At 69.6% G+C, this 18,155-nt stretch carries 15 protein-coding genes; 11 read left to right on the forward strand and 4 right to left on the reverse strand.

Going from position 1 to position 18,155, the window contains the following annotated elements:
* Window positions 1-116: 116 nt before the first annotated feature.
* The 6 genes from leuS to rlmH all read left to right on the forward strand — a co-directional run bounded on the left by leuS (window position 117) and on the right by rlmH (window position 6,183).
* The gene (gene leuS, locus AC3A4E_RS07710; RefSeq protein WP_487630922.1) at window positions 117-2,873 is read left to right on the forward strand and encodes a leucine--tRNA ligase; all 2,757 of its coding nucleotides are present in this window, start codon (window positions 117-119) and stop codon (window positions 2,871-2,873) included.
* A 66-nt stretch (window positions 2,874-2,939) separates the two neighbouring features.
* Window positions 2,940-3,470, forward strand: coding sequence for an LPS-assembly lipoprotein LptE (locus AC3A4E_RS07715; protein ID WP_487630923.1), 531 nt, complete (start codon window positions 2,940-2,942; stop codon window positions 3,468-3,470).
* Between the two features lie 28 nt (window positions 3,471-3,498).
* The gene (gene holA / locus AC3A4E_RS07720; protein WP_232137750.1) at window positions 3,499-4,545 is read left to right on the forward strand and encodes a DNA polymerase III subunit delta; all 1,047 of its coding nucleotides are present in this window, start codon (window positions 3,499-3,501) and stop codon (window positions 4,543-4,545) included.
* A gap of 9 nt (window positions 4,546-4,554) precedes the next feature.
* A complete protein-coding gene (nadD, locus tag AC3A4E_RS07725; RefSeq protein WP_487630924.1) occupies window positions 4,555-5,214 on the forward strand; it encodes a nicotinate-nucleotide adenylyltransferase in 660 nt (219 codons plus the stop codon).
* A gap of 28 nt (window positions 5,215-5,242) precedes the next feature.
* Window positions 5,243-5,656 carry a ribosome silencing factor gene (gene rsfS / locus AC3A4E_RS07730; RefSeq protein WP_310152743.1) on the forward strand — a complete coding sequence of 138 codons (414 nt, stop codon included), beginning with the start codon at window positions 5,243-5,245 and terminating at the stop codon, window positions 5,654-5,656.
* Window positions 5,657-5,712: 56 nt separating this feature from the next.
* The gene (gene rlmH, locus AC3A4E_RS07735; protein ID WP_487630925.1) at window positions 5,713-6,183 is read left to right on the forward strand and encodes a 23S rRNA (pseudouridine(1915)-N(3))-methyltransferase RlmH; all 471 of its coding nucleotides are present in this window, start codon (window positions 5,713-5,715) and stop codon (window positions 6,181-6,183) included.
* A 168-nt stretch (window positions 6,184-6,351) separates the two neighbouring features.
* Here rlmH and AC3A4E_RS07740 read toward each other — a convergent pair whose 3' ends face one another.
* From AC3A4E_RS07740 to AC3A4E_RS07750, 3 genes are all read right to left on the reverse strand, one after another.
* Window positions 6,352-7,017, reverse strand: a complete 666-nt coding sequence (locus tag AC3A4E_RS07740; RefSeq protein ID WP_487630926.1) for an energy transducer TonB — start codon at window positions 7,015-7,017, stop codon at window positions 6,352-6,354.
* Between the two features lie 326 nt (window positions 7,018-7,343).
* The gene (locus tag AC3A4E_RS07745; RefSeq protein ID WP_487630927.1) at window positions 7,344-7,517 is read right to left on the reverse strand and encodes a hypothetical protein; all 174 of its coding nucleotides are present in this window, start codon (window positions 7,515-7,517) and stop codon (window positions 7,344-7,346) included.
* A 1-nt stretch (window position 7,518) separates the two neighbouring features.
* A complete protein-coding gene (locus AC3A4E_RS07750; RefSeq protein WP_487630928.1) occupies window positions 7,519-8,250 on the reverse strand; it encodes an SIMPL domain-containing protein in 732 nt (243 codons plus the stop codon).
* Between the two features lie 119 nt (window positions 8,251-8,369).
* Between AC3A4E_RS07750 and AC3A4E_RS07755 the strand changes: the two genes are divergently transcribed.
* The 4 genes from AC3A4E_RS07755 to tldD all read left to right on the forward strand — a co-directional run bounded on the left by AC3A4E_RS07755 (window position 8,370) and on the right by tldD (window position 15,984).
* Window positions 8,370-8,978 carry a Maf family protein gene (locus AC3A4E_RS07755; RefSeq protein WP_487630929.1) on the forward strand — a complete coding sequence of 203 codons (609 nt, stop codon included), beginning with the start codon at window positions 8,370-8,372 and terminating at the stop codon, window positions 8,976-8,978.
* 7 nt (window positions 8,979-8,985) lie between these two features.
* Window positions 8,986-10,506, forward strand: a complete 1,521-nt coding sequence (rng, locus tag AC3A4E_RS07760) for a ribonuclease G (protein ID WP_487632040.1) — start codon at window positions 8,986-8,988, stop codon at window positions 10,504-10,506.
* Window positions 10,507-10,557: 51 nt separating this feature from the next.
* Window positions 10,558-14,442 carry a YhdP family protein gene (locus AC3A4E_RS07765; protein WP_487630930.1) on the forward strand — a complete coding sequence of 1,295 codons (3,885 nt, stop codon included), beginning with the start codon at window positions 10,558-10,560 and terminating at the stop codon, window positions 14,440-14,442.
* Window positions 14,443-14,520: 78 nt separating this feature from the next.
* Complete coding sequence (tldD, locus tag AC3A4E_RS07770) at window positions 14,521-15,984, forward strand: metalloprotease TldD (protein ID WP_487630931.1); 1,464 nt, start codon at window positions 14,521-14,523, stop codon at window positions 15,982-15,984.
* A gap of 103 nt (window positions 15,985-16,087) precedes the next feature.
* Here the strand turns inward: tldD and yjgA are convergent, their stop codons facing one another.
* Window positions 16,088-16,696: a ribosome biogenesis factor YjgA gene (yjgA, locus tag AC3A4E_RS07775; RefSeq protein ID WP_487630932.1), complete on the reverse strand. Its 609-nt coding sequence runs from the start codon at window positions 16,694-16,696 to the stop codon at window positions 16,088-16,090.
* A gap of 23 nt (window positions 16,697-16,719) precedes the next feature.
* Between yjgA and pmbA the strand changes: the two genes are divergently transcribed.
* Window positions 16,720-18,102 (forward strand): metalloprotease PmbA, encoded by a 1,383-nt coding sequence (gene pmbA / locus AC3A4E_RS07780; RefSeq protein WP_487630933.1) that lies wholly within the window; start codon window positions 16,720-16,722, stop codon window positions 18,100-18,102.
* Window positions 18,103-18,155: the final 53 nt, after the last annotated feature.

Raw genomic sequence — 18,155 nt, forward strand, 5'->3', positions numbered from 1 at the left:
ATTCTAGTCAGGCTGCGGGCGGCGCGTCGCGGGCCCCCGTCACGGCAGCGTCCGAATGGCGGCGCCGATCGCGCTGGGGTAGGCTTTCCGGCTGTTTCCGCATCCAGCAGTGTCCCGTGTCCAGCGAACCCGTCGTCGTCGATCCCAACGCCTATCAGCCCACTCCGGTGGAGTCCGATGCCCAGACCTTCTGGACGTCGACCCGCGCGTTCGAGGTCACGGAACGGGCCGACAAGCCGAAGTACTACTGCCTGTCGATGCTGCCGTATCCATCCGGCGCGCTGCACATGGGGCACGTGCGCAACTACACGCTCAGCGATGTCATCAGCCGCTACCAGCGGATGATCGGCAAGAACGTGCTGCAGCCGATGGGCTGGGATGCGTTCGGCCTGCCGGCCGAGAACGCCGCGATCAAGAACGCGACCGCGCCCGCCAAGTGGACCTACGCCAACATCGCGCACATGCGCAGCCAGCTGCAGTCGCTGGGCTATGCGATCGACTGGAGCCGCGAATTCGCGACCTGCGCGCCGGACTACTACGTCCACGAGCAGCGCATGTTCGTGCGGCTGATGAAGAAAGGCCTGGCCTACCGCCGCAACTCGGTCGTGAACTGGGATCCGGTCGACCAGACCGTGCTCGCCAACGAGCAGGTCATCGATGGCCGCGGCTGGCGCTCGGGCGCGCTGGTGGAAAAGCGCGAGATTCCGCAGTGGTTCCTCAAGATCACCGCGTACGCGCAGGAACTGCTCGACGGACTGGACACCCTTGGCGGCTGGCCGGATTCGGTCAAGACCATGCAGCGCAACTGGATCGGTCGCAGCGAAGGCCTGGAGTTCGCGTTCGACGTGGCCGGCAGCGACGACAAACTCGCCGTCTACACCACGCGCCCCGACACGCTGATGGGCGTGACCTTCGTGTCCGTCGCCGCCGAGCACCCGCTGGCGATGCGCGCGGCCGACACCAATCCGGATCTGGCGGAATTCATCGCCGACCTGCGCCAGGGCGGCGTGTCCGAGGCCGAGCTGGAGGCCCAGGTCAAGCGCGGCATGGACACCGGCCTGCGCGCGATCCATCCGGTCACCGGCGAGGAAATCCCGGTCTGGGTCGCCAACTTCGTGCTGATGGGCTACGGCACCGGCGCGGTCATGGCCGTGCCCGGCCATGACCAGCGCGACTGGGAATTCGCCAAGGCCTACGGCCTGCCGATCCGGATGGTCGTCGTGCCGACCGACGTGCGCGATGCGCTCGAGGAAATCGGCCGCGACCGCGCCACGCATACCGATCCGATGCAGTCCGCGCTCGGCGGCGGCGCGTCGCTGGACGTCTACGACACCGGAGCGGCCGTGCAGGTCGTCGAGTCCTTCGAGCGCCGCATCGCCGAAGAGGGTGCGTATACCGATCGCGGCTGGCTGGTGAATTCCGGCGAGCTCGACGGTCTCGATTTCCAGCAGGCGCTCGATGCACTGGCGTCGCGCTTCGAGGCCGAAAGCCGCGGCGCGCGCAAGGTCAACTTCCGCCTGCGCGACTGGGGCGTCAGCCGCCAGCGCTACTGGGGTTGCCCGATTCCGGTGATCTACTGCGACGCCTGCGGCGCGGTGCCGGTGCCCGAAGACCAGCTCCCCGTGCTGCTGCCCGAGGATGTCGAAGACGCGTTCGCCAATCCGGGCGTCGTGCAGTCGCCGATCAAGTCCAATCCCGAGTGGCGCAAGACCACGTGTCCGACCTGCGGCGGCGCGGCCGAACGCGAGACCGACACCTTCGACACCTTCATGGAGTCGAGCTGGTACACCGCGCGCTACACCTCGCCGGGCGCGGCCGACATGGTCGATGACCGCGCCGACTACTGGACGCCGGTCGACCAGTACATCGGCGGCATCGAGCACGCGATCCTGCACCTGCTGTATTTCCGCTTCTATCACCGCCTGATGCGCGACGAAGGCCTGGTGCGCAGCGACGAGCCGGTGATCAACCTGCTGACCCAGGGCATGGTCATCGCCGATACGTTCTATCGGGAGCTCGACAACGGCGGCAAGGACTGGATCAACCCGGCCGACGTCGAGATCGTCCGCGACGACAAGGGCCGCATCACCGGCGCGACGTCGAAGATCGACGGCCAGCCGGTCTCGATCGGCGGCACCGAGAAAATGTCCAAGTCGAAGAACAACGGCGTGGATCCGCAGTCGATGATCGGCAAGTACGGCGCCGACACCGTACGCCTGTTCTCGATGTTCGCGGCCCCGCCCGAGCAGTCGCTGGAGTGGAACGAGGCCGGCGTCGAAGGCATGTCGCGTTTCCTGCGCCGGTTGTGGAACCAGGTGCAGAAGCACGTGCAGGGTGGTGAGGCCGGTGCGTTCGATGTCGCCGCCGCCACGCCCGCGCAGAAGACCCTGCGTCGCCAGCTGCACGAGGCGATCCAGAAGGTCGGCGACGACTATGGCCGTCGCCACAGTTTCAACACCGCGATCGCCGCGGTGATGGAACTGCTCAACCACGTCGGCAAGTTCGACGAGGCCGATGCGAACGCACGCGCGCTGCGCCAGGAAACGTTCGAGACTATCGTGCTGCTGCTCAACCCGATCACCCCGCACATCGCGCACACGCTGTGGCAGGTGCTGGGCCACGCCGAGACGCTGCTCGAAGACCAGACCTTCCCGCAGGCCGATCCCGCCGCGCTGGAGCGCGATGCGCTGACGCTCGCGGTGCAGGTCAATGGCAAGCTGCGCGGTACGATCGAGGTCGCGGTCGACCTGCCGAAGGACGCGGTCGAGGCAATGGCACTCGCCGAGCCCAATGTCATGAAGTTCCTGAGCGGGCTGACGGTGCGCAAGGTCATCGTCGTGCCGGGCAAGATCGTCAACATCGTCGCCGGCTGAACCCGGCGTCGCCGCGCTCCGCGCGCGGCGCTTGCCGGCCCTGTCCCCCTCGTCCAGACTCCGCCCATGCGCATCCTCCGACCGGTTTTCCTGCCTCTGGCCCTCGTCGCCCTCGTGCTGACGCTCTCGGCCTGCGGCTTCCATCTGCGCAATGCGCTGACACTGCCGCCGAACCTCGGCCCGGTCGACATCGTGTCCAGCGATCCCTACAGCCGCCTGGCCCGCTCCGTCGAGCGCGCGCTGGCCGCGGCCGGCGCGGAAATCGCCGAGCCCCGCGCGACCGACGTCGCGACGCTCAACATCCAGTCCGAGCGCTGGGCTTCACTGCCGGCCAGCCTCGACGCGCAGGGCCGCGCGCAGGAATACACGCTGCGCTACGCGGTGGTGTTCTCGATGCGCGATGCCGACGGACGCGACATCGTGCCGCAGCAGGCGATCGAACTCGCCCGCGACTATCTGTCGCCGCCGACCGATTCGATCGGTGCCGATTCCGAGCGTGAGCTGCTGTCGCGCGAACTCGAGCGCGAGATGACCGCCTCGATCATCCGTCGCATCGACGCGGTGTTCCGCAATCCCCAGGAACGCGTCCGCGAGTGAGCCCGTCCGTGCACGGTCTGCGCCCGTCGTGGAACTGACCCCCGAACGCCTGCCCGCGCAGCTCGCGCGTGAGCCGCTGCGTCCGGCGTATCTGATCGCCGGCCCCGAGCCGCTGCGCGTGCTCGAAGCCGCCGATGCCGTGCGCGCTGCCGCACGCGAGCAGGGCGTCGCCGAGCGGGAAGTGTTCGAACCCGAAGGCCGCGACATCGACTGGAATGCGGTCGAGGCCACATTCCGCGCGCCGAGCCTGTTCGCCTCGCGGCGTCTGGTCGAGATCCGCCTGCCGACGACCAAGCCCGGGAAGGATGGCGCTGCGGTCATCAGCGGTTTCTGTGCCGACCCGCCATCCGACGTCACCCTGCTGGTCACCGGCGGCGAATGGAGCCGGCAGCACGGCGGCAAGTGGAGCGAGGCGATCACCGGCATCGGCCATCTCGTGGTCGCCTGGCAGGTCAAGCCGCACGAACTGGAAAGCTGGATCGAGGCGCGCCTGCGCAGCCGCAATGTGCTGGCCGACCGCGCCGCCGTGCAGCAGCTGGCCGAACGCGTGGACGGCAACCTGCTGGCCGCCGCGCAGGAAGTCGACAAGCTCGCGCTGCTCGCCGATGGCAGCACGCTAGACGGGCCGCGCATGCAGGCGCTGGTCGCCGATGCCGCGCGCTTCGACGTGTTCCGCCTGCTCGATGCCACGCTCAACGGCCAGCCGGCGCAGGTCGTGCGCATGCTCGCGGGCCTGCGCGCCGAGGGTGCGGCGATTCCGGCGCTGATGGGCATGGTGGTCATGGAGCTCGCGCGCGCCGCGCAGCTGGCGCAGGTGCAGGCCCGCGGCGGCAACATGGCCAACGAATTCAAGGCGCAGCGCATCTGGGATGCCCGCCAGGCGGGATACCGGCGCGCGCTGCAGCGGCATCCCGAAGCGCGCTGGGTGCGTTTCGTCGCCGAGGCCGGACGCGTCGACCGCATCGCCAAGGGCCGTGGCCGCTGGGGCGTGGATCCCGTCGACGGCTGGCTCGCGCTGGAGCGTCTGCTGGTCGCGGTGGCCGACGCGCGCGCGGGCGCTCTGCTGGCCGCCTGACCGGCTGCGATGGCGCTGCACCTCGTCTACGGCGGTACCTTCGATCCGATCCACAACGGGCATCTGGCGATCGCCTGCGCCGCGCGCGATGCGCTGGCGTGCACGGTCCATCTGATGCCGGCCGGCGATCCGCCGCATCGTGCACCGCCCGGTGCCGACGGCGCGACGCGTGCGGCGATGGTCGCGCTGGCGATCGACGGCGTGCCGGGCCTTGTGCTCGATTGCCGCGAACTGGAACGTCAGGGCCGCAGTTACACCGTCGACACACTGGCCGAACTGCGCAACGCACTCGGTCCGTCGACGCCGCTGGCCTGGCTGGTCGGCGCCGACAGCCTGCTCGGGCTGCCGGACTGGCACCGCTGGCGCGATCTGTTCGTGCTCGCGCATCTGGTGATGGCCGAGCGGTCGGGCAGTGCGCTCGACGCGGAATTGCCGGCGGAGCTTGCCGATGCGCTGCAGGATCGCTGGACCCGCGACGCCGCAGACCTCCAGTCGCAGCCCGCCGGCAGGGTGCTGCGCCTGCATCAGCCGCTGTCCCACGTCTCGGCAACCGCGATCCGCGCCCAGCTCTCGGCAGGCGCCCCAACTGGTGGTCAGCTGCCCTCCGCGGTGGCCGCATTCATCCACGAGAAGGGGTTGTACGGGGCGGCAGCCCGCGCTCCGCTATAATTTCCGCCGCACTTTCAGAGCCAGACCTTTGTCCAATCCCGCACACGTCATCAAGACCCGCCTGCCCGAGCCGCCGCCGTCCCCGGATGCGTTGCTCGAAGTGGCCCGCGCGGCCGTCGCAGAAATCAAGGCCGTCGACGTCATCGACATCGACGTGCGTGGCCGCAGCAGCGTCTGCGATTTCATGGTCATCGCGTCGGGCACGTCCAGCCGCCACGTCAAATCGATCGCCGACGAAGTCGTCAAGCACGCCAAGAAGCTCGGTTGCCAGCCGTTGGGCGTCGAAGGCGAGCGCGAGGCCGAGTGGGTGCTCGTCGACCTGGGCGATGTCATCGTCCACGTGATGCTGCCGCGCGTGCGCGAGTTCTATGCGCTCGAGCGTCTGTGGACCGTCGGCGACCAGCCGCCGGAAGACGAGCGCGGTCCGCGTCGCGATGCCTGATCGCGGCGGCGTCCCGGCACATTGGTCGGGGCGCGATGTGTGATGAGCCGGGCGACATGAAAGCGAAACTGATCGCCGTCGGCGAACGCGCCCCCGCATGGGTGGCCGAAGGGTTCGCCGAGTACCGCAAGCGGCTGTCGCACTGGCTGCCGCTGGATCTGATCGAAGTCGAGCCCGGCCTGCGCGGCAAGGGCCGCGACACCGTGCGCGCGATGTCCGACGAGGGCGCGCGCGTGCTTGCCGCCATCCCGCGCGACGCGCTGGTGGTCGCACTCGACGGCCGTGGCCGCCTGCATTCCTCGGAAGATCTCGCGCAGCGTCTGGAACACTGGCGCATGCAGGGGCGTGATCTCGCGTTCCTGATCGGCGGGCCGGAAGGCCACGCCCCGGATGTCCTGGCCCGCGCCGACGAGCGCTGGTCACTCGGCCCGCTGACGCTGCCGCACATGCTGGTGCGCCTGGTGCTCGCCGAGCAGGTGTATCGCGCTGCGGCGATGCTGGCGAATCATCCGTATCACCGGGCCTGAGGCCACGCTGGACCAGCTGGCTCCAGTCGCAGCCGATCGACTTCCGATGCGACAGCGGCCTGCACGCAATCACGGTGAGGCGTGAAAGGCCGCGTCCGGGCTCTCTAGTCGCGCGACTGGCGGCGCAGCCCGCCACCCCGACCTGCGAGTGACGGGACAGCCTCCGCTTCACCCCCGCGACAGATTGAACGCGATCGGCACCAGCCCGATCGCCTCCACCGGCACGCCATCGCGCATTGCCGGCTGGAACGTCCAGTGCCGTTGCACGTGGCGCATTGCGGCGCGGTCGAGTTCGCGGTTGCCGCTGCCGCGATGCAGACGCACGTCGAGCGGGCGACCGTCACGGCCGACACGGATCTCCAGCAGCACCACGCCTTCGGCGCCGGCAATCAGCGCTGCACGCGGATAGTCGGGCGCGGGCGCATTCGCGTACTGCAGGGCGATGCCGGAGATCGGCGTGGTGTCGATCACGGTCGGCGCGACATCGACCGGCGGGCCGTCGACGGTCGGCAAGGCGGGCAGGGTGCCCGCATCGACGACGACCGCGACGTCGACCGGTGCGGTTCGCGGCACCGGCTGTTGCGGCACGACCGGCGACGGTGCGCTGCGCGGCTGCACGACTTCCACACGCTCGGGCGGCAGTTCGGGTTTCGGCGGGGGCGGGACGATCCATTCGAATTCCTGCTTGAGTTCGGGCAGGGCGTCATCGAGCGCGTCGCGACTGGCCGGCACCAGCAGGACCATGAACAACATGGCGTTGAGGGCGAGGGTGCCGCTGAGTCCGACGATGCGCACGGCATCGGGACGCGACGGTTCCTGGACGGGTCCGCGCATGCGGGGACCAATGGGCTGCAGCACCATGCACCACCTCCTGTGTGCGGGCCGGACGGCCCGTGGAAGCGTCAACGTGGCAGCGGTGGCCATGGGGTCGAAGGCCAGCCGCGCCGTCGCATCGTTCGCCTCGAACCTGCGCCGATCGTTTCATGGGGACAAGACCGTCCCGACGAACGGACCGCTCCGATGGATCGCCGGCAAGGGGGGCGTCGCGCGAAACCGTCGAAACGCCGGACTACGGGACGCCACGCGCGCGGACCTGGATCGGCCGGATACGACAGGGCCCGCACATGGCGGGCCCTGTCGATGCGCTGGCGTGCGGTGACTCAATCCTCCGGCATGCTCTCCGGCTCGCGGTCGAGGCCGCCATCGTCAGGATTGTGCTCGCCGGTGTCGGCCGGTTGCTGGGCGTCACCCTTGTCGTTCGGGTTCTTCTCCGGGTATCCGGGATTCTGCCCGGGCTTGACCGGCGGTTCCGGGGTGGTCCTGTTCTGGCTCATGTCAGCGTCCGAGTTCGAAAACGACGTCCAGATTGGCGGACAGCGTGGTTTCGCCGGGTGAAACCGAGGTGGCCTGGGCACTGTCAGCCATGGCGCGCATCGCCATCATCGGGCGCGGCTGCTGGAAGCCACCGCCTTCGCTGATGCTGACGATGCGGCGCACCTGCATGCCCAGCGAGGCCGCGTAGACCTCGGCCCGGGCCTGCGCCTTCTTCAGTGCGTCGGCACGTGCCAGGTCCTGCACGCCGTCCGCGTCTTCGATCTCGAACGTCGGGCCGTTGATCTGGTTGGCGCCGCTGGCGACCAGCGCATCGAGTACCTGGCCGAGCTTGCCGATGTCGCGGACCTTGAGGTTGACCGTGTTGCTGGCCTGGTACCCGGTGATCGCCGGTGCCTCGTTCTCCGCGTAACGGTACTGGGGGCTGAGATTGATGCCGGAGGTCTGCACGTCGCGTTCGGCGATGCCGGCGGCCTTGATCGCGCTCATCAGCCTGGACATCTGCTCGGCATTGGCGCGCATCGCCGCGTTGGCGTCGGCGGCCTGGGTCACGATACCGGTCGAGAGCGTGGCGATATCGGGCGCGCGACTGGCCTCGGCCTGGGCCGAAATCGACAGCAGCGTGCCATCGCTCGGTGCGGCGTGGTGCGTGGCGGGCTGGGCACTGGCGGTCATCGTCAGGGTTCCGAGAGCGAGGCCGCAGGCGAGCAGCAGGGGGCGGGGGATCAGGTGCATTCGAGGCTCCGTTGAGATGAACAAGGGTCGTCACGCACCGGTGAACGGCCCGTGAGCCGGCCCGGGGTTACGCAGATTCAGCCGGCGGTCGGACACCGCTCGCACGGTATCCTTTCCGGATGCTGCATCTGGCTTCGCAATCCCCCCGCCGCCGCGATCTTCTGGCCCGCCTCGGACTGCCCTTCGGGCGGGTCGATGTCGACGTGCCCGAGGTCCAGGATCCCGGCGAATCCGCTGCCGATTACGTGCTGCGCGTGGCCGCCGACAAGGCGCGCGCCGGGCTGCAGGCGCTCGCCGAATCCGGCGAACCGGGCGACGCCGTCGTGCTCGGCGCCGATACCGAAGTCGTGCTCGACGGTGTCGTGTTCGGCAAGCCGCGCGACGACGCCGACGCCATCCGTATGCTGCAGGCCCTGTCGGGCGGCACGCACCAGGTGATCTCGGCCGTGGTGCTGGCCGCCTCCGGCCGGCAGGCAGAGGCGACGGTGATCACCCAGGTCACCTTCGATGTGCTCGACGCCGACACCATTGCCGCCTACGTCGCCAGCGGCGAGCCGCACGGCAAGGCCGGTGCGTATGCGATCCAGGGCGGCGCGGAACTGTTTGTCACCCGCATGGCTGGGAGTCATTCGGGCGTGATCGGACTGCCACTGCAACAGACCGCGGCGCTGCTGCGCTCGTTCGGACTGCAACCGCAGCCCTTCGCCACCCATGACCACGAGGCGTGACCCGGACATGTCGGAAGAGATCCTGATCAATGTGACCCCGCGCGAGACCCGCGTGGCGGTGGTCGAAAACGGCATGCTGCAGGAACTGCACATCGAACGCGGCTGGCGTCGCGGTGTGGTCGGCAACATCTACAAGGGCAAGGTGCAGCGGGTGATGCCGGGCATGCAGGCGGCCTTCGTCGACATCGGCCTGGAGCGCGCGGCGTTCCTGCATGCCAACGACGTGATGCGCCCGCCGCAGACCGGCAACGACGGCGAGGGCGGCGGCGACAGTGCGCTTGCACCGGCCACGCCGACGCTGCCGGTCAACGAACTGCTGCGCGACGGGCAGGACATCGTGGTGCAGGTGGTCAAGGATCCGATCGGCACCAAGGGCGCGCGTCTGACCACGCAGATCAGCATCCCGTCGCGCTATCTCGTGCTGCTGCCGCAGTCGCGCGTGGTCGGCGTGTCGGCGCGGATCGAGGACGATGTCGAGCGCACGCGGCTGAAGACCCTGGTCTCCGAACTCGCCGCGGCGACCGGCGGCCACGGCTACATCGTGCGCACGAATGCCGAAGGCCAGAGTGCCGAGGCGCTGGCCGACGACATCGCCTACCTGCAGCGCGCCTGGGCGCTGATCGAACACACCACCGGCGACTCGCGCGTGGGCACGCGGGTCTACGAAGACCTGACGTTGCCGATGCGCGCCGTGCGCGACCTGATGCGCCGCGATGTCGACAAGGTCAAGGTCGATTCGCGCGACACCTACGAGAAGCTGTGCATCTTCGCCGCGCAGTACCTGCCGGCGCCGGGCCCGGCCGAGCAGGCGCGTCTGGTCGACCGCATCGAGAGCTACACCGGCACGCGGCCGATCTTCGACCTGTATGGCGTCGAGGACGAGATCCAGCGTGCGCTGAAGAAGGACGTGCCGCTGAAGTCGGGCGGTTATCTGGTCATCGACCAGACCGAGGCGATGACCACGGTCGACGTCAACACCGGATCGTTCCTCGGCCAGCGCAATCTCGAGGAGACGGTGTTCCGCACCAATCTCGAAGCGGCGCAGGCGGTGGCGCGGCAGCTGCGCCTGCGCAATCTGGGCGGCATCATCATCATCGACTTCATCGACATGGTGGACCCGGAGCACAAGCGGCAGGTGCTGCGCACACTGGAGAAGTCGCTGTCCAAGGACCATGCCAAGACCACGGTCTACGACTTCTCGCCGCTGGGTCTGGTCGAGATGACCCGCAAGCGCACGGTCGAGAGTCTGGAGCGCCAGCTCGGCGAAGCCTGCGGCGCCTGTGGTGGACGCGGCATCGTCAAGACCGTGGAGACGGTGACCTACGAGATCTTCCGCGAGATCGTACGCGCGGTGCGCCAGTTCGAGGCCGATCGCCTGCTGGTGATCGCATCGCCGAAGGTCGTGTCGATGATCACCGACGAGGAATCGGCAGCGGTCGTCGAGCTGGAAGAGTTCCTCGGCAAGTCGATCCGCTTCCAGTCCGACGACCAGTACCTGCAGGAACAGTTCGACGTTGTACTGCTCTGACGTCCATCGCAGGCGGACCGCGCATCCCGCGCACGCCGGGTGGGCACAGGCATGACCGCCACCTGGGCGACGCGCCTGCACCACGTGCGGCGCAGCGCGTGGTATCTCGCGGCTGCCGTGCTGGTGACGATGGCGCTGGTCGCGGTCGTGGCCGCGCAGGTCGCATTGCCGTGGCTGGAGCGCAATCCGCAGACGGTCGCGTCCTGGCTCAGCGATCGTGCCGGTCGGCCGGTCGCGTTCGACACGCTCGATGCGACGTGGACGCGTCGCGGTCCGCTGCTGCGCGTGACCGGCCTGCGCCTTGGCGATCCCGATACCGCGGTGCCGATCGGTACGGCCGAGATCCAGGTCGCGCAGTACTCGGGCCTGTTGCCGGGCCGCTCGCTGACGGAGCTTCGGCTGCACGGCATCGAGCTGACCCTGCAACGCAACGACGATGGCAGCTGGCAGGTGCGCGGCCTGCCGGGCGCGGCCCACGCCGAAGACGATCCGCTCGATGCGCTGCAGGGACTGGGTGAGCTGCAGGTGGTCGACGCGCGGCTGACGATCGATGCGCCGTCACTGTCGATCGCACATACGCTGCCGCGCGTGGATCTGCGCATGCAGGTCGACCGGCGTCGCGTACGCGCCGCGGCGCGCGCGTGGGTCGAGGCCGACGGCACGCCGCTGGATCTGCGTCTGGAGCTGCTGCGCGCGCAGGGCGATGGCCGCGCCTACATTGCGATGCCACGCAATGATCTGCAGCTGTGGTCGCCGTTGCTTGCCCCCAGCGGCGTCGCGATCCGCGAAGGCCATGGCAGCGTGACCGCGTGGCTCGACCTGCGTGCGCGCAAGGTCGAAGCGATCACCGGCGAGGTGGCGCTCGATGCGCTCTCGCTGCAGCGCGCCGGCGATGTGGCGCGGGCGGCGGGCGATGCACCTACGGTTGCCTTCGAGGGAGCAACCGCGCGCCTGCACTGGACGCATGCCGATGGTGACTGGCGTCTCGATGCGCCGACGCTGCGGGTGACGCAGCAGGGCCGCGAGCAGGTGCTCGATGGTCTCGTGGTCGCGGGCGGACAGCACTGGGCGATGCAGGCGGCGCGCGTCGAAGTCGCGCCGCTGATCGCGCTGGCTGCGCTCGGCGATGGCGTGACGCCGTCACTGCGCGCCTGGTTGCAGGCCGCAGCGCCGCATGCGGTGCTGTCGGATGTCGACTTCGCCGCGCGTGCGGGCGGGCCGGTGCGGGTGTCGGCGCGGATCGAGGATTTCGGATTCTCGCCGGTGGCGGATCGCCCGGGCCTGCATGGCCTCGGCGGCACGCTGCTTGGTGACGGACAGGGCGTGGTGTTCCGCCCCGATCCTGATGCGCGCCTGGTGTTCGATTGGCCCTCCGGTTTCGGCGTGCCGCATCCGCTGCGGCTCACGGGCGAGATCGCCGGCTGGCGCGATGGCGGCGCGTGGCGCATTCAGACGCCGGGCCTGCGCGTGGAAGGCGACGGCTATGCGGCCGATGCGCGCGGCGGCCTGTCGTTCGACGGCGACGGCACGCGTCCGCGACTGGATCTGGCGGCGGATGTCGACGCGGCGCAGATTCCGGTCGCGAAGAAATTCTGGGTCCACCACACGATGCCGGCCGCCGCGCGCGAATGGCTGGACATGGCGCTGGTGGCGGGGACCGTGCGCAACGGTCGCGGCATCGTCGCCGGCGATCTCGACGACTGGCCGTTCGGCGTCGAGGATGGCAAGGACCGCCGCGGCGTGTTCTTCGCCGAAGGCGACATCGCCGATGCGACGATCCGCTTCCAGGACGATTGGCCGGCGATGACGAAGCTCGGCGGCCATGTGCGCTTCATCAACGACGGCTTCCGGCTCGAGCCCTCGACCGGTGAGCTGGTCGGCGTGCCGCTGCGTGATGTCGTCGCCGGAATCTCCAACTACGGCGAGAGTCCGGTCGAAGTCGCCGCAACGGCGCAGGCCGATGCGAAGCAACTGCTCGCGCTGATGCGGCAGAGCCCGTTCCAGACCGCGCACAGGGAAACGCTCGATGCGCTCGACGTCGTGGGGCCTGCGCACGTGGCGGTGGCGGTGGTCGCGGGGCATGGCGCGCCGATGCGGCTCGATGGCGAAGTGAAGCTCGAAGGCGTCGCGATGCGCGAATCGCGGTTCGACATCGCGTTCGAACACGTACGTGGCCCGGTGGCGTTCGACCAGACCGGATTCCATGCCGACGCGCTGGAGGCGCACCAGGACGGGCAGGCCGGCACGCTCGCACTGCGCGCAGGTCACGGTCACGTGCGCCAGCGCGCCAACGCGTTCGAGGGCGAACTCCACATGCCGCTCGATGCGAGCGCGCTGCTGGCGCGTGCGCCCGATCTGGCGTGGCTGCGCCCACATGTCCGCGGTCACGCGCCGTGGCAGGTGCAGGTCTCCGTTCCCGATGCGCCCGCGACCGCGGGCACGCCTGCCGCACGCCTGCTGCTGCGGTCCGATCTCGTCGGTACGACGCTGCGACTGCCGGCGCCGCTCGACAAGCCGGCCGCGCGCGCGCTGCGCACGACCATCGAAGCGCCGCTGCCGTTCGGAACCGGCGATGTGCTGGTCGGCTTCGGCAATCAGCTGGCGCTGCGTGCGCGCACCAGCGGTGCACGTGCAGGCATTCGCGTCGACATGGGGCAGGCGCGCGTCGATGCCGCGGCGCCCGCGGCCGGCATCGTCGTCTTCGGCCGCACGCCGGTGGTCGACGTGCTCGACTGGATCGGCCTGATGGGCGCGGGCGGCGATGGCGATGGTCTGGCGTTGCAGCAGGTCGACGTGACCACGGCCGATCTGCGACTCGCCGGTGGTCGTCTGGGGCAGACCCGCATCACCGCCGCGCGTCGCGATGCCGGCACCGATCTGCGCCTCGACGGCGCCGCGCTTGCTGGCGACGTGCGCATTCCCGATACCGATGGCGCGCCGGTCGCGATCGCGCTGCAGCGCCTGCACTGGCCGGCGGCGGCACCGAAGCCGGACGCCGTGGCGATCGCCGCACCGGTCACGCCCGCGATCGCCGGCGTGCCTGCGTCGACGCCGGTCGACGACACGCTCGATCCCGCAGCTGTGCCGCCGATCCAGCTCGCGGTAGACGATCTGCGCTACGGCACCGTGGTGCTCGGCCGCGTGGATGCGGCCTCTCGTCGCATTCCCGGCGGGCTGGCCGTCGATCACCTGCAGGTCCGCGCGCCGGACCATCGCATCGACGTGACGGGGCGTTGGACGGGTCGCGGCGACGCAGCGCGCACCGCGTTCCAGGCCGACGTGGAAAGCGAGAACTTCGGCCGGCTCGCGTCGGGCCTCGGCTTCGCCGGCAGCATCGTCGGCGGGCAGGGGCGTGTGGATTTCGACGCCGCCTGGCCGGGTGCGCCGAACGCGTTCCAGGTCGCGCAGCTCGAAGGCGCGATGAAGATCGCGCTGCGCGACGGGCAACTGGTCGAAGTGGAGCCGGGCGCGGGTCGCGTGCTGGGCCTGCTCAGCGTCGCCGAGCTGCCGCGCCGGCTGATGCTCGATTTCCGCGATTTCTTCAGCAAGGGCTTCGGCTTCAACCGCATCGCCGGCGACATCCGCTTCGGCAACGGCACCGCGCGCGGCGACAACCTCGTCATCGACGGGCCGGCGGCGGAAATCCGCATCCGCGGCAGCGCCGATCTCGCTGCGCGCACGCACGACCAGGACATCGAAGTGCTGCCCAAGACCGGCAACCTGCTGCCGGCGGTCGGTGCGCTGACGCTGGGCCCCGTGGGCGCCGCGGTGGGCGCGGTCGCGAACGCGGTGCTGCGCAAGCCGCTGGCCGAGATGGGCGCGCGCAACTATCACGTCAGCGGCCCGTGGCAGGACCCGAAGGTGGACGTGGTCGAACGTCGCGACGCGGCGCAACCGGCGACCGCGCCGTCGACCCGGCCGCAATCGGCGAACTGAGGCGTTTTCGCCGGCGATTGCGGGCCCGCAGGTTCAGTTTCGGCTTGCCATCGACGGCTTTGCCCCCACACTTGGCGGATGTCCGAATCTCCCGTTTCCTCCGGCGGCGCGCTCGCGCTGGCCGAATCCCGTCTGCTGTTGCCCGCCGGTCTCGATACCTCCGGCCTCGACCGCGCGTTCTCCGCTTTGCTCGGTCCCGGCATCGATTTCGGTGACCTGTATTTCCAGCACTCGCGTCGCGAGAGCTGGGCGGTCGAGGACGGCATCGTCAAGAGTGGCTCGCATGCGATCGAGCAGGGCGTCGGCGTCCGCGCGATCAGCGGCGAGAAGACCGGCTTCGCCTATTCCGACGACATCGATGCGGTCGCGCTCCTGGGCGCGGCGCAGTCGGCGCGTGCGATCGCCCGCGATGGCCGCGCGCATGCGCCGCTCGCGCTGGCGCGCACCCGCGCCCACGATCTGTATCCCGCGCAGGACCCGATCGATGCGCTCGGCAGCGAGGCGAAGGTCGAAGCGCTGCGCCGCGTCGATCGCCTGCTGCGCGCGGCCGATCCGCGCGTGCAGCAGGTGATGGTCAGCCTGTCGGGCGGCGTCGACACGGTGCTGGTGGCGCGCAGCGACGGCGTGCTCGCCGGCGACGTGCGTCCGCTGGTGCGGCTCAACATCCAGGTGCTGGTGGAACACAACGGCCGCCGCGAATCCGGCTACTCCGGTTACGGCGGGCGGTACTCGTACGAGGAACTGCTGGGCGACGGCAAGCCGGAACGCTTCGCGCGCGAGGCGCTGCGCCAGGCGCTGGTGAACCTCGAAGCGATCGACGCGCCGGCCGGCACCATGCCGGTCGTGCTCGGTGCAGGCTGGCCGGGCGTGCTGCTGCACGAGGCGGTCGGGCACGGCCTAGAAGGCGATTTCGCGCGCAAGGGCACCAGCACGTATGCGGGTCGCATCGGACAGCGCGTCGCCTCGAAGGGTGTCACGATCGTCGACGACGGCACGCTCGATGGCCGTCGCGGCTCGCTCAACATCGACGACGAAGGCACGCCGACGCATTGCACGACGCTGATCGAAGACGGCGTGCTGACCGGCTACATGCAGGACACGCTCAACGCACGCCTGATGGGCGTCGCGCCGACCGGCAACGGCCGCCGCGAATCCTTCGCGCATCTGGTGATGCCGCGCATGACCAATACCTACATGCTGGCCGGGCAGGACGATCCGCAGGACATGATCCGCTCGGTCAAGAAGGGCCTGTACGCGGTGAACTTCGGCGGCGGCCAGGTCGACATCACCAACGGCAAGTACGTGTTCTCGGCGACCGAGGCCTATCTGATCGAGGACGGCAAGATCACCGCGCCGGTCAAGGGCGCGACGCTGATCGGCAACGGTCCGGAGACGATGCAGCGCGTGCGCATGATCGGCCACGACATGGCGCTGGACGAAGGCGTCGGCGTCTGCGGCAAGGACGGCCAGAGCGTCCCGGTCGGCGTGGGCCAGCCGCATCTGCTGATCGACCAGCTGACCGTCGGCGGCACGCAGGCTTGAGAGCCGGCATGCGGGATCGGGATTCCGGGAGTCGGAGCGGCCTGAGGCTGCGCCCTGACAGTGCCGTCATTCCCGCGCAGGCGGGAATGACGGCAGATCAAACTCAGGGTGCGTCGTCGCCGTTGCCGGGTTCGTCGGCTTCGTCTTCCAGACGCGCTTCCTCCGCCGCAGCGTCTTCGCCCGCCGCCAGCGACGCGGCCGCGAACACGCCGCGCAGCTCGCGGAACAGTTCGCGGAATGCGGCCGGCGGCTTGTTCTTCGCGCGTTCGGCGAGCGCGTTGCGCACCAGCTGGCGCAGGCGCTGGCGGTCGGCTTCCGGATATGCGTCGAGCAGTTCGGCCAGTGCCGCATCGCCGTCGTCGAGCAGGCGCGTGCGCCAGGCTTCGGCGCGATGCAGCTGCGCGGTCTCGACGCGTGCGGCGGTGCCACCGGCATCCATCGCGTCGCGGATCGCTTCCAGCGTCTCGTCGCTCTCGCGGCGCATCTGCTTGGCGAGGAACGCCAGCTGTCGCTTGCGCGCGATGTGCGAGGTGATGCGCCGCGCATCGGCGATGTGCGTCAGCAGGCCTTCGGGAATGGGCAGTTTGCCCAGCTGGTTCTCGGACAGTGCAGCCAGGTCGTCGGCCAGCGACAGCACTTCCAGCGCTTCGCGCCGGTTCTGCTTGCGGCTGGGGCCCAGGTACTCGCCCGAATCTTCGTTTATGCCTCTCATTGCAACAGGATAAGTCATTGCCCATGTCCCACGCCTTGATCGACGTTCATTCGGCCGATGATTCGGCCGTCCGCCTCGACGCATTGGCCGCGCTGTCGCAGCGCCTGCTCGACCGTTGCCGCGCCGCCGGCGCCACCCAGGCCGAGGTGTCGTGCTCGGAAGACGCCGGTCTGAGCGTCAATGTGCGCATGGGCGAGGTCGAAACCGTCGAGTCCACGCGCGACCGCGGCATCGGCGTCACCGTCTACTTCGGCAAGCGCAAAGGCACCGCCAGCACGGCCGATCTGCGCGAGGACAGCCTCGCCGCGACGGTCGACCAGGCGTGCGCGATCGCGCGTTTCACCGAAGACGACGAGGCGTCGGGCCTCGCCGATGCCGACCTGATGGCGCGCCCCGGTGCCGACGGGCGCTTCGACGAGTACGACGCCTGGCATCCCTGGGCGCTGGACGCGGACGCCGCGGTGGATCTCGCGCTGGCCTGCGAGGCCGCCGGCCGCGATGCCGACCCGCGCATCGCCAATTCCGATGGCGCGTCGGTCAGCACGTCGAAGGGCCTGAGCGTCTACGCCAACAGCCATGGCTTCGTCGGCGCCGAACGCGGCAGCCACCACAGCATCGGCTGCGCGCTGATCGCGGGCGAGGGCGAGCACATGCAGCGCGAGGGCTGGTACAGCGTGGCGCTTGCCGAGTCCGATCTCGACGCGCCGGCTTCGATCGGTCGACGCGCCGCCGAGCGCACGCTCGCGCGGCTGGACCCGCGGCCGCTCGCGACCGGCAGCTATCCGGTGCTGTTCCAGGCCGAGGTCGCGCGCTCGCTGATCGGCCATCTGCTGGGCGCGGTCTCCGGCGGCGCGCTGTACCGCCGTGCGAGCTTCCTGCTCGACAGCGTCGGCACGCAGCTGTTCCCCGACTGGTTCAACATCTTCGAGCGCCCGTTCCTCGAGCGCGGTTTCCAGTCGTCGGCCTACGACGCCGAGGGCGTGGCCACGCGCGAATCGTCGTTGATCGAAGGCGGGGTGCTGCAGCGCTATGTGCTCGGCAGCTATTCGGCGCGCAAGCTGGGCCTGCAGACCACCGGCAATGCCGGCGGCGTGCACAACCTCGAGATTCCTGCCAACGCCGGCGGTCTGCAGGATCTGCTGCGCGGCATGGATCGCGGCCTGCTGGTCACCGGCCTGATGGGACAGGGCGTCAACGCGGTGACCGGCGATTACTCGCGCGGCGCATCGGGATTCTGGGTCGAGGGCGGCCAAATCCGCCACGCGGTCGACGGCATCACGATCGCCGGCAATCTGAGACAGATGTTCGCCACCATCGAAGCCGTGGGCAGCGACATCGACCCGCGCTCGCATGTGCGGACGGGCTCGATCCTGCTCGGCCGCATGACCGTTGCCGGCGGCGAGTGACGTTGGCGCACTTGACGGCTGTCCTGCATCCCTGAACAGTGCGCCGCAAGGCT

Source organism: Luteimonas sp. Soil_N_1 (assembly GCF_057656255.1).